Annotated in this window: 9 protein-coding genes, 1 tRNA gene and 1 pseudogene; 1 reads left to right on the plus strand and 10 read right to left on the minus strand. The window is 38.5% G+C overall.

The genetic code is table 11. From position 1 onward, the window contains the following. Positions 1-332 precede the first annotated feature (332 nt). Positions 333-782 carry a hypothetical protein gene (locus CNR22_17725; protein PBQ33537.1) on the plus strand — a complete coding sequence of 150 codons (450 nt, stop codon included), beginning with the start codon at positions 333-335 and terminating at the stop codon, positions 780-782. A gap of 262 nt (positions 783-1,044) precedes the next feature. Here the strand turns inward: CNR22_17725 and CNR22_17730 are convergent. The 10 genes and pseudogenes from CNR22_17730 to CNR22_17775 all read right to left on the minus strand — a co-directional run bounded on the left by CNR22_17730 (position 1,045) and on the right by CNR22_17775 (position 12,211). Next, positions 1,045-1,890: pseudogene (locus CNR22_17730) on the minus strand (DDE transposase). A gap of 133 nt (positions 1,891-2,023) precedes the next feature. After that, positions 2,024-2,380 carry a transposase gene (locus CNR22_17735; protein ID PBQ33538.1) on the minus strand — a complete coding sequence of 119 codons (357 nt, stop codon included), beginning with the start codon at positions 2,378-2,380 and terminating at the stop codon, positions 2,024-2,026. Between the two features lie 166 nt (positions 2,381-2,546). Continuing rightward, positions 2,547-2,621, minus strand: a tRNA-Glu gene (locus CNR22_17740). Between the two features lie 421 nt (positions 2,622-3,042). Further along, positions 3,043-4,662, minus strand: a complete 1,620-nt coding sequence (locus CNR22_17745) for a hypothetical protein (GenBank protein PBQ33539.1) — start codon at positions 4,660-4,662, stop codon at positions 3,043-3,045. Positions 4,663-4,858: 196 nt separating this feature from the next. Further along, the gene (locus CNR22_17750; protein PBQ33540.1) at positions 4,859-5,866 is read right to left on the minus strand and encodes a hydrolase; all 1,008 of its coding nucleotides are present in this window, start codon (positions 5,864-5,866) and stop codon (positions 4,859-4,861) included. 3 nt (positions 5,867-5,869) lie between these two features. Beyond that, entirely contained in the window at positions 5,870-6,883 is a 1,014-nt protein-coding gene (locus CNR22_17755; protein ID PBQ33541.1) for a hypothetical protein, read from the minus strand. Continuing rightward, on the minus strand, positions 6,883-8,325 hold the full coding sequence (locus CNR22_17760) for a membrane-bound O-acyltransferase family protein (protein PBQ33542.1): 1,443 nt from the start codon (positions 8,323-8,325) through the stop codon (positions 6,883-6,885). Before CNR22_17760 ends, CNR22_17755 begins: the two co-directional genes overlap by 1 nt. Before the next feature lie 97 nt (positions 8,326-8,422). Then, on the minus strand, positions 8,423-9,715 hold the full coding sequence (locus CNR22_17765; GenBank protein PBQ33543.1) for a toxin HipA: 1,293 nt from the start codon (positions 9,713-9,715) through the stop codon (positions 8,423-8,425). Next, positions 9,715-10,071: a transcriptional regulator gene (locus CNR22_17770; protein ID PBQ33544.1), complete on the minus strand. Its 357-nt coding sequence runs from the start codon at positions 10,069-10,071 to the stop codon at positions 9,715-9,717. Before CNR22_17770 ends, CNR22_17765 begins: the two co-directional genes overlap by 1 nt. Positions 10,072-10,807: 736 nt before the next feature. Continuing rightward, on the minus strand, positions 10,808-12,211 hold the full coding sequence (locus CNR22_17775) for a hypothetical protein (GenBank protein ID PBQ33545.1): 1,404 nt from the start codon (positions 12,209-12,211) through the stop codon (positions 10,808-10,810). Positions 12,212-12,543: the final 332 nt, after the last annotated feature.

Here is a 12,543-nt window from a genome sequence, read left to right on the forward strand (position 1 = left end):
CAGCTAGCTCTGGACGCCTTATGAATTCAGGTTTTTAGGATTTTCAAAAATTTTCATCGTTGGATAAAGGAAGATCAAATACGATAATCCACACTAACAAGATCCACCTGAAAATTCACCTGTTTGGTGTAGCCCAACTGGGAATCGATATATGTCAAGCTCCCCAAAATGACGCAGGAATGTCACCCTGAGCACAGTAAAAGTCTTGTAAACGTTTGATCGGGTAGGTGGGTTTCGCTTTAAGAAGAGGAACAGTTCATCAACCGTCACCCTTAAATAGTCTGAACAGATCATCAGGCATACATTTAGCATAGTAGGATCAAATACTTACTATGACACAAATAAAAATATTGGTGAATAATATCCATGATGTAACACACCGCGCTGCTGCCGAGACAGAATTAAACGTTTATTTAAAAATAGGCTGGAAACTGCAAGAAACCCACCAGCATACGGATGCTGATAGCGGATCTTTTATGTTGACCACCATTCTCACAAAAGAGAGTGATGAGACAGAAAAAACAGACGACAATAAGCAGGAAGCAAAGCAAAGCGAAGACAAAGGTCCCGGTTTAAAAACCGATGAGAAGAATACCGTAAAGGAGGTTAAAGAAGAAAAAGAAAAAACGGAAGAAGAAGAAAAAGAAGAAGAAAAAGAAGAAGAAACAAAAGAAGAAGAAGAAACTAAAGAGGCTCCTCGAACATCAACAGACGAACCAGGATCGAAAGAGGAAAGATCAGAAGCTCCAAAAGGCTTTAAGATCAAAGAGAAGGAAGGCTAATCACTCTTATTTGTTGAGATAACACTCAATAGGAAGAAGATTAATGTAGAGCCTACTATTCGATCGTCAAAATAAAAAAAGTGGTAATGGAAGTCTCACCTTTAGCGATTCTCAAGCTCAACTTTTTTTCCGAAATTGTTTAATGTCACAACTATTACTATTTCAGGGTTAAAGCTAGGAATGAATGAGAAGCAGTTGAATTCGATTTACGCGAAATTCAACAGCAAAATAAAGGATCAAGTCCAAAAGCTGTGGAGTAAATTTAGGCAAATAATTTTGAGAGCCTAAAAAGGAAGAAATTTACATCTGTAACTCCTCTGTATTGGGCTCTAAAAGCTTTAATTTTCGCATTGAATGATTCAGCTCAGGCATTGGTACTTCGGTTATTAAAATAGTTGAGTATTCTCTTGTAATTGTTTTCAATGGTTCTGGATAGGGTATTGAAGGTCTTGAACCCAGCTTGGGCAACCTCTTCATGCCATTTGGCTAATCTTGTAAATGCATATATTTTTTCTTTTGTATTACTGTAGATCCAGGATAATTTCTGAGCCAAACCGTATGCTTTTTTGATATCAGGATAGCGTTCAAAGAGTATATTAGCTCTTTGTGATTGTTCTAAAGTCCAGTTGTGTTCTGCTTTGTAAAGTAAATAGCGGCTTCTTGCGAGTAGTTGTTTGAGAGTCTCACCATTACTTAAAATTTCAGGGACATAAGCTCTTTTGTTTTTCCGGGATTCGTCAATGCCAATATTTTCAGCCTCTATAGCCTCCCAACGATGTCTTATTCTTATTTCCTGGAGTGCTTCGGTAGCTAACTGTTGAACATGGAAGCGATCGATCACCATGCTTGCATGAGGAAAACATTTTTTTACGATCAGTCCCATGTTACCCGCAAGATCCAGCGTGATTTCACGAACTCTCTTTCTAAGATGTAAGGGAATGCTTTGTAGCAATGGGATTATGCTCTCCGAGTGAGTTCCCTTTAAAATCGCAACTATGGTACCCTTCTTTCCTTTTGCAGCTTTGTTGGAGAGGATCGTGTAAAGCTCTGAGTGTGATAAACAAGTCTCATCAATGGATAAATAAGGACCAATGTTTTCAGGGAATATAATTCCTTGTTCGGCTTTATTCTTATATTTCCAATCGTTATAATCGCTTAGTTTTTTACGATAGTAACGCTGAAGCTTTTTACCATTAATGCCGTAAAATGAGCCTATAGTTTTAATGCTATGCGCATGTGTATCAACTAATTTCTTTTAAAAAAGCCGCAAAATCGTTTGTGATTCGCGTGCCTTTTGTTATGACATCCCAATTACGGAAAACTACCTTTCCTGTATCTTCATTAAGCCAGCGACGACGTTTCACGTGCAGAAAAACATTATGTCCACGAATGGGAAAATCTTGGATTGTTACCTGGTCAAAAAATCCTTTTGAAGTTAATCTAGCTCTCGCGTATTCTGAAGGAACATTGCTTATCTCCTGTAAATACAAATCAATGCGCTCGCGTTCTGAGTCTTTTTTATAACCTGTGAGTTCAAAATAATCGCAAATAGCTTCAGGCAATACCATTTTTAAAAAGTCATTGTAGGACGGGTCCATAAATAGTTTTAGTCCCGGTAAAATTCAGATTATTTTTTCTTCCCCACAACTTTTGAGCCTGATCCCTGATCCCCTGATCCAGACATACGGATTCGTCAACCAATCCGTCAACCAAAATTAAAAAATCCCGGCAAATACGTGATTTACCGGGATTCTTTGCTACTTCTTGTAGCCCGTACGGGAATCGAACCCGTGTTTCATCCGTGAAAGGGACGTGTCCTAACCCCTAGACGAACGGGCCAAATGACTTATGAACGACATCCATAAGTTGGATTTGGGATTGCAAAAATAGGTAATTAATTAAAATAAAAAAAATAAATTTTAAATTATTTTGGAACTTGCTGTTTTTGTGACAAATACGGAAACAGCACCTAGCCTTTTAAAGGCCAAAAACCGGAATTTTTTACCAGCGGACCAAAAATGCATGAGATTTGGTTAAAGTTTATACTCCGTTTCTACAGGTCTCTGTTCCGGAAAATAGTCATCGTGCGAAACTTCATTCAGAGTGCCCTGGTGGGCATTGAGCGCTACTGTCAGATTTCCGGATTCCGGATATCAGGATTATTCGTGGGTTCATGCACTGCATACTTTTAACAATAGCTGGGTTTACCGCAGGTTGATCTTTCAATCAGGAGATAATTTCGCACTACTTCACTATTTGTTTACAATCTGTTTAATTTCTCGAGTTTTTCTTTGTATTCTTTCACGCTAACCGTCTTAAAGTCTAAAGCATCGAATGGCTGTTGTGTAACTGTGGTTTCATGAAGGGCCATCATAAGTTTTCCTTCCTGTATTTTTAGTGCAACAAGGGTGATTGGTGCGTTGAGTGGCACTCCGTGAAACACACCCAGACTGTTACTCGACAAAATGGATTTCATAGCCTTAAAAACAATTAATAGGCTGGCTTTTTCTTTTAGGTTTACCATGTAATCTACTTTAGAGGGAGCACTGTAAAAGCGGTCGCAATTAATCCAACCTAATTTAGGAGTACTGAGTAATAAATACTCTTGAGCACTTTGTAAATCGCTGGAGGCGTTTTTTTCGGAGTTTAATAATCTTTCCTCATCAGCAAGCCTCAATTGCGCAAGTTTTTTATCATATTCTACTTGCAATTGTGACCTGTATTTTTGTTTTTTCCGAAACTCCGTTACGGTCAAAGCGTCCTGGTAATAGCTCTTAATTTTTTCAAAACTGGTAAGTTTAATGCTGGGATTTAAAACAACTCCTACAGTCACCATACTGTCTGGATTGCCCTTATGCAACTTAAAAAGTTTTTGATAATACTCGTGGTTGAGATAAGATTTAAAGTTCAGAGTAACATCCACAGAAAGATTCACCTTCATGTCTTTGTAGCGTGTTGGACTATAAATAGTTTTAAATGTTATCTGTTGCGAACTACCGCCAACATTGTAACACTGCAGATTGCCTAGAGTGTCAATATAACCGAAGGCTTTTCTGGTAACAACTCCCACATATTGCATCAGATCCCTGAGAGAGATGCTCATTTCAGCCTGGAGATTTTCGGGCTCCGTATTTATTACCGCTGGTTTTAATTTATAGGTGCCTTCCGGAAAAACAAGGCTATTCAAAGGTGCCATATAGGGCGGGAGATCACTCTGACGGCGACTCCAATATTGGGCAAGTCCGGCTATGCCATTTCGTGGTACCCAATTAATCTCGCTGCTATCGTGAGAGCCGTTAAACAGTTGCATGCCGTCAACACTAGAAGCGCCGTTGGGAGGCATAGCCATGCTAATGTTTTTTCCGGGTTTTAAAATGCAGCTGTCTTTTGTTTCCTTACTGATCACGTTAATATTTATCATGCCGCCACTTTCCAGCAAACGCTTATTGCTTGTAGTTGTTAACCCGGCTACAAGCATGTCTGAAATGGTATAAAATTCTTTTATGGAAATTTTGACCTGGCCATTCACTGGTTTTTGCGTGGTTGCATTTAAAAAAGCGTTTGCTGGTATAGAAAGCAAAGTGCCTTGCTTGCATTTAATAACAGTGTCTCTGTTTGTTTTTATAACAAATACAGAAGACCTCCTCCGTAATTGCCGGTTTACATCGGAGAGATTCCTGAGCTTTTTTTCCGGCGCGCTATAAGGCCTGGCAAATTCGAAGGCGCTGCTATCCGAATCTTCTTCCGTCGATTCTGGTGAGCTGTTACTTACTGTCAACGAATCGCTGCTGAGGCTAACATCTGCTTCGCTCGTTACCGAGTTGTGACAGTAGGTTAGAAATAAACAAGTGCAAGCGAAAACAAGTAGTCGTTTTTTCATGATCTATGTATTTATATAACCATAACACTGGCTGGTGAAAAAGTTACAGGCCTGCTATAGTTTACTTTCTTTAATCCTTTTGTGGAATAATGATTCGCATCTCAGATCTATTAAAAGGAAGATAAGTTGAGCTGATTCATGTAGTGTAAAACTATCAAATTTATTAAGGGAAATAGCGGCCGGACAAATTGTAAATTTAAAAAATTATGAACGAGTCGTAAGCCATCATGATTCGAAACGCTGTCCCGTCTCCGCGGGTTTTCCCTATTAAAAAGTCAAAATCTTTTTTCACATCGTCTGCCAGTTTGGGATAAGGAATTAAACCCTCAGACAATGGTTTGAAAAAATTATCCCAATGAATCGGTATCAAAATTTTTGGTTTTAGTGTTTCTACAGTGTTTTTATAATAATCGTTTTGAAAAGTACTGTCCTGTTTACTCAATGTAGCAACTCCCAAAAATAAAATATCGGCACGCACCGAATCAAGCGCATGCTCACTAAAATTGGTGCTTGCTTTTACATAAAGTTTGTGGCTGCCATGTTCGATAAGCAAATCATAAGCCCCACCTTCTACAAAGTCTTTACGGCTGGCTGGTTGTTTTAATGGACCATGAATGCTTTTACCTGTATCGTCTTCTTTTGGGAAAGTTAAGGGAGGAGTATGCTTAGACTTAAGGACAGTAATTCTGAAGTTTCCAAGTTGTTGCACAGTGCCAGGCTCGAATAATTTTAGTTTATCTTCTGAAAGCCCGGCGCCTCTGCCAATGTTAAGCGTCGATTCTGAACCATACAACAGCGCTTCTGTATACTTTGCAAAATAAGGGGCGTCCATTGCATGGTCATAATGGGAGTGGGCAGTAAAAATTCCTTTTAGTCGATTTATCCTGAGATCGGCGATTACCGATTTTACAAGCGTTGTATCAGATCCTATCTTTCCAAAGCCAACCTTTAATAATGACGGACGTGACACAAAACCATCACTTAAAATTTGTGTTTCCCCATCATCCATTAAAAGTGTAGCCACGCCTAAATAAGTAATTTTAAGTTGACCTTTTTCTGAAGTTTTTGTCGACTGGTTTTTAATGCGAAACTCTGAATACTCCTCCAGGTTAGCCGAAGGACGGAAGATGTAAAAAATTAAAAGAAAGCATAAAACGAAGAGTCCAAGGAATGAGTAAACTGTTATTTTTAGTTTTTTCCGCATCTGCTACTTTTCATAAATTTTCTTCATAATGTCTTTACCAACCTCCATACTATAATGAAAGGGATCGTAAAAGTTATGTAGGTCTTTTGTATACTTGTTGGAGCCGGAGAAGTTATAAACTCTGTTTTTTCCGAAAATTCTCTCCAGGACTTCTAAATCTTCGGGGTGCATAGTATAACAATTAAATTTCGGACTAATAATAATCTTGTAATCCGTTTTTTGTTTATCAAGAATATGTTTCATTTCCAAAAGCATGTCTTCTTGGTTTTTTAAGATCACTTTTTTGTCTGGCTTTTCTGTACACTCCAGCGTGGGACCATTACTTCTGAATTTTGAATAATAAGCTGCTGAATCTGCGAGCCGCGCAGTCATTTGACTCATAGGATACAAATCATTAGTTTCAGGATCAAAATAAAGTCCTTCACCATCGAGCGCGCCTTTCATGTAAGCTCTTTTTTTGCCAAAGAGTGAATAATCAATACATTTCACAAAGAAAAAATCGGACAGATAAGCTTTGAAAAAGGTATAATAAAATTGTTGTTTACTCGAACCTGTTACTCTTGGATCTTTTATGTAAAGATGAAAATCGGTGCGGTCTGTTGTTTGGGTTAAGAGTGTTTCGTCAATAACAAACAGGGCGTTCTTGAGTGTGTCTTTTTGCTGATCAACAAATTTTACTTTTGAAAGAAGTCCGTAAAGTGATTCATTAAATGCCAAATATAAATAAGGCCTGTCAGTTGCATCAAGGTGTTTTTTCCATTCTGCTGTTTTGTAGGCCATAGCTCTTGAGTTGCCGAATATAAAGGAGTTGTAACGTCTTTTTTCTCGGTTCTTTAAATAAGTTTCAGTGGACACTACATCGGCATTTAGTCCGGCAAGCACACTAGTATAGCGCTTGTATTTTTTTACAACCATAAATGGATCGATCACAACAAAGGAGAGAATGAGAACAATAAAGGGAATCAGAAATAAACTTAGTTTGATTCCAAATCTGAATATGCATGTTTTTTTTTGCATCAGAATTGGAAATAAATAAATTGAGAGGAACTTGAATTAGCAAATAATAAAATGATAAAAGCAATAAAATAGTAACTCAGCCAGCGAACAACAGCACTCTGACGGTTAATAGCAGTGAGCAGATTTTCCTTGTACCAGAATTCAATTAAGATTAAAAGAAGAATCGATGCAATGGCAATAAAAAACTGGCTGCGATCAAGCCCCATGTTAAAGCCTCCTGACTGCAGTTTTATATTCTGAAAAAGATGTGATGAAATATAAAACGCATCCTGAACTGTTTCAGCACGGAAAAAAATCCAGGCAAAACTCACCAGGCAAAAGGTAATGGCAACGTTTATACCTCTCAAAAGTCTGGGGAAATGATTCAGTTGCAGTCTGGCGGTAAAAGTGGCCCTCATGTTTTTTGTCATTAAAGCCAGCACTAAAAAAGTACCGTGTAGCGCGCCCCATAAAATATAAGTAAGGTTAGCTCCATGCCAGAGTCCGCTGATTAAAAACACTACAAACAAATTAAAATAGAGTCTCGGAATCTTAACTCTGTTGCCTCCAAGTGGAATGTATAAATAATCTTTAAACCAGGTGGACAAAGAAATGTGCCAGCGTGTCCAGAATTCAGAAACAGAAGAAGAAATATAGGGACGGTTAAAATTCTGCATTAAGGTGAAGCCCATCACCCGCGCCGCGCCAATGGCTATGTCAGAATATCCCGAAAAGTCACAATAAATTTGAAAGGTAAAAAATACAGTCGCAATAATTAAAGGAGTGCCACTGTACGATTCAGGACTGCCATATACAGTAGAAACAAGCTCAGCAAGCCGATCGGCAATCACAATCTTTTTAAAGAATCCCCAGAGCATCAATTTTAATCCATTGGTGACATCGTCGTAATTAAATTCCTTTTTTTCATAAAACTGCGGTAAAATATTTTGCGGACGTTCTATGGGTCCCGCCACCAATTGCGGATAGAACATCACGTACAGTGCATAAATTCCAAAATTACGTTCAGCTTTTTGATTACCGCGGTACACCTCAAAAGTATAACTCATAGCCTGGAATGTGTGAAACGAAAGTCCGATAGGCAATAAAATACTGAGGTAAGGAATAGGGTTGGAGTACCCCGTCAGATTTATGAGTCCACTCAAACCATCATTCAGAAAATTGAAATATTTAAAGATCGCAAGTACACCCACATTTGAAACAATACTTAAGATGAGGTAGTATTTTTTTCTCTTAGGATCTTTTTCAGACTCCAGCAAAATTCCTGCAAAATAATCGATGAGGATGGTAAAAAAAAGAATAAGAATATATTCAATCTTAAAGAACATATAAAAAATGCAACTGGCAACAAGTAACAAGGCCCAACGGAATTTATGCGGCATTAAAAAATACAGCAGCGTTACTAAAGGAAAGAAAATAAGAAACTCCAGTGAATTAAATAACATGGTTTAAGTGCTTTGTTTATCAGGGTGAATGTACCGTCAAAATAAAAAAAAGCCGGCAAATGCGCTAATAGATTTATCAGCAGTTTGCTATTATAATTTACAGTAAGATGAGCGTTTTCTCAATAGCTTTTAGCAGCTTGCTTTCTACATTAACCTGCTTTGCATAACTAGCCCAGTTATTAACGACTGCAGCAACCTGGTCAATAATTTTTTCCGGTTTTTTTATGGTCATTTGCGAAGCAACTTCTAAAAGATCACTTCTTAAAATAGTCTGGCGTTTTCCATTTACGCTGAGCGCGTGCTGACTCACCCAGGTGCTTTCGGGACGATAAGCATGACAAACATCAAACGCTGGTGATAAGGACCAGTTACCAGACGGGTTCATCAGAAAGGCAAAATTTTTAGTATGATCGTCGCAGTTGCGGGCCATCACGTTAAATACCATCCTGCGAAAAAGCTGTTCAGCTTGCGGATAGGGCAGGCGCAACATACGCATAGTTTCAAAAAGTTGTTCGTAGCTATAAAGGCTTACTTCATTAAAATCGAAATGACGCATGGCACAAAAGCTTTGCACATGTAATTTTTCCTGGCCTTCGACCCTATCGAAGCGTTTAGTCATAAAGTGTGCTCTGTTATTTTCTTCCAGGAGTTGACTTTCCATCATCTCAATGCCGCAATCTTTTGCCATGAGGTAATAAGCCATTTCAACTCTTCCATAACCATGCGAAGAGCCAAACTGTGAGTCGTGTATTCCATCAAATTTGATTATCCAGTGACTAAATCCCTTGGGAGCATTCGCTTGCCCGCTTCTGACTTCTTTTGTCTTTGAATTATAGGCTATAACGGCTTTTGCTCGGGCTCCCCCGGCAGAGGTTCCAATTTTTAAAACATCGAGCAAAGTTTTCTTTTCTTCTGCTTTTAATTTTCCACTAAAATCTTTTTTACCTGAGAGTATAGCATCCGCAACCTGAAGTAAATTACTGATCTCGATTTTTGTAACGGTATTATTTGCTTTAGGAATAACAGGTTCAAATTCCAAAGCGCCCATTCCGCGGCTTCCAATAAAACAAAGTAACTCCACGGGGTTTAAACTATCCGAAGCCCGACCTTCGCGAGCCAGCCAGGCATTGATAAGAGCGTTGCCATATTTGTCCGGCAAAACATCCGCAAGCAAACCGGGAAGCCCCCTGAACGTTTTAAGCGTTCTTAATTCAGGAAATCTAAAGATTTTTTTTTCAGCATGCTCCCTTGGCATTTTAACCGGAGCAGGATCTAAGCCTGTTTTTAAAAAAGCAGGATCGTATTCAAAAGAACCCACCTGGGTTTCGGTATTCCAAGCAATAGCTCCTACGCGTTGTCCCCAAAGAGTTATAAATGCACTCGTAATCATTACCAGTCAGATTTGGGTTTTGGTTTAGAAGCAGGGGATCTTAATTTCGACGCCCTTTTACGTTTTGCCATTTCAAGTTCCGCCAATTGCAGAGGACTAAGCTCTTGTTGTACAATAAAAGGGTCGAGCATGTACAGAAGATTAAGAGACCTCAGGAGCTGAATAAAAGTAATAAGGTTAATCCGTTTACCTTTTTCAAACTCGATAAGCGTAGAACGATTGATGCCAGATTCTAAGGCCAACTGACTCTGCGTCTTATTTTGATCGAGGCGGTGCTGTTTAACGAATTCACCAAGACGGGCAAGATAAGCTGTGTCGCCTAAAGCCTGGGTGTAGATGTTTATTTTATCCGACATTAGTGTGTTTTTTGTTATATAATGTTGGTTAATTACAACAAATGTACAGAATTTTTGTAAATAAATAAATAAACTTTATTTGTCTAGTCTTGAAACTCAGAAAGAAGAAGTGAAAAATACCTGCAATGGCTTGTTTTAACGGCGATCAGGTAGCCTTAAATAAAAACACCCCGGCATTTCTGTCGGGGTGTTTCGTTCTTTTACCCAAAAAAAACGAGAATAATACTATTCCTGTTTTAAAGATAGGAGATGGAAAACCAGAAAGCAAATAAAAAAGGGAAATTTTAAAATCAAAAGGGGGTATTTTTCGCGAACCTAGGGTAAACCCGTAGTATTTTGCTGCTCTTTGTTTTAGTTATGTGGCTTACCACATACCTGTCTTATTCTTTCCTACTACTTCCAATTTAGAGTTACCCTCTTCTTATAGCAACCAGAATGTCAATCGAACTTTAGATGCGTATAAAAGTTTTACTTTCCAAGCAAGCTGGCTAATTTTGCTCACATAAAAAGAACAGAAATGATTTCAAAAGGAAAGCCCCGCTAGCGGGTAGCTAAGGCGGGGCTTTAAATCTTCCTTTTACCCAAAAAAAAGGAAAACTTTGAGCTGTAAAATTAATTATTCCTTCTGCATAAAACAAGCATCTTGGGAATAAATTTTTTAATACAAATGATTTTTTAAGATTTTTTTTATTTTGCTGCTAACAATTAACGATTGCTAACACTTATTTTTTTAAAATTAGTCAAAATCGTGAAACTCTTTACCAACAGGCTTCTCTAGACTAATGATTTTTTTTCTGCCCTGACCCAAATGTTGGCGGATTAAAGAATCGGCATCCGGGTAATAATCTGCCGTTTTTATAAAACCTTTAAATTCTTCAGGATCAGAGATTTGTTCAAAGCTATCGTAATAGCCGTAGCCCTTATAACGTGCGTTTTCCACTACCACCACCGAATATTCGCCTGCAGTTCTTCCTTTGTCGATAATGGCAAAGTCTTTTTGTTTAAAAAGATAGGCGTCCAGTATAATCTGCACACGCTTGTTGTAGACCTCAATATCTTCTTGTTCAGCGCAGATGCCGTTGCATTTTTTTATCTGGTGATTAAAACACACCGATTCTTCGCTACTGAGGTGACAGTAACGCATGCACAATTCATAAGTTTCAATCCAACTGTCAACACGTTCGCGGGCACTCATGTAGGTATTAAAAGTGGCAAGAGCATTTTCACTTTCATCAAAGGGTACTATTTTTAAATTGAGAATTCCTTTTTTATCTTTAAAATAATCGATGCAGTGTGTAAACTCTTCCGACTTACGCATACGGTTATATAAAGGCTTATGTTTTTTTATTTCACCCGATTCTAAAAGCAATGCTATAAGTTCACTACCTGTTACCACGTAGTCTACGTTATAAAGATCGTTCAGCATTTTTTTACTTTTTTTCTGATCGCTGTTAAAATGACCTTTTGCACGGTTGTACATATTCGTGCTTTTTCCAATGTAGATAATCTCCCCGGCGCGGTTCCTGAAATAATAAACGCCACATTCTTCGGGTAATTTATCGAGAATGTATTGTTTTATTTTATCAATGCGACGCACCATGATGTCTTCTACACCCATGTTTTTGTATTGGGGATGTTGCGTTTTTAAACGGATCAACAAATCAAATAAAATAGCTGTTGCTTCTGCATCTCCTGCCGCGCGGTGTCTGCCAAAGATCTCAATGTTTAAAGACGCACAAAGATGCCCTAAACTATAAGATATTCTGCCCGGAATTAATTTCCTGCTCAAGCGCACAGTGCATAAGGTGTCGCGTTTGTATTTAAATCCCAGAGAATTAAATTCCTCTTTTATAAATCCGTAATCGAAAGAAACGTTGTGTGCCACGAAAATGCAGCCCTCTGTCATCTCATTTATTTTTTTTGCAATCTCGTAAAATTTTGGAGCGTCGGCCACCATCTCGTTTGTAATGCCGGTGAGTCCGGTAAAATAGGGACTAATATTGCATTCGGGATTTACGAGTGTGGTAAATTTTTCTATCACGCTTAAGCCATCGTGTTTCAGAATACAGATTTCTGTAATGCGTCCTTTCCGGAATTCAAATTTGCCTCCGCAGGTCTCTATGTCAATAATGGCGAACATTGTAGTAGTATCAAAATTAAAGTATAAAATCTAGATCTTAAAAAAATGCTACAATTGATAGCAATAGACGCAGAATTAATACAAGGTTTAACAAACTAGGTAGTTAAACTAATCAGATTTAATTAGCGTAATTTTTTGGGCGCCTCCTCCTAAAGCAGTCCCAATAAAAAATCGGGACGCTTTAGGAGGTCCTGCCCTGCGCTATATCCCGCTCGCCCGGCTAAAAGTGCCTATGCCTCGCCTTCGCTCTGCATAAAATGTTTGTGCGGGGTCTTTTCTAAGCAGAAAAGCCTCCGCCAAACAGGCACTTTAGAGCCGGTCTTCACGGGGAT

The sequence above is a fragment of the Sphingobacteriaceae bacterium genome, assembly GCA_002319075.1.
Taxonomy (GTDB): Bacteria; Bacteroidota; Bacteroidia; order B-17B0; family Aurantibacillaceae; genus Aurantibacillus.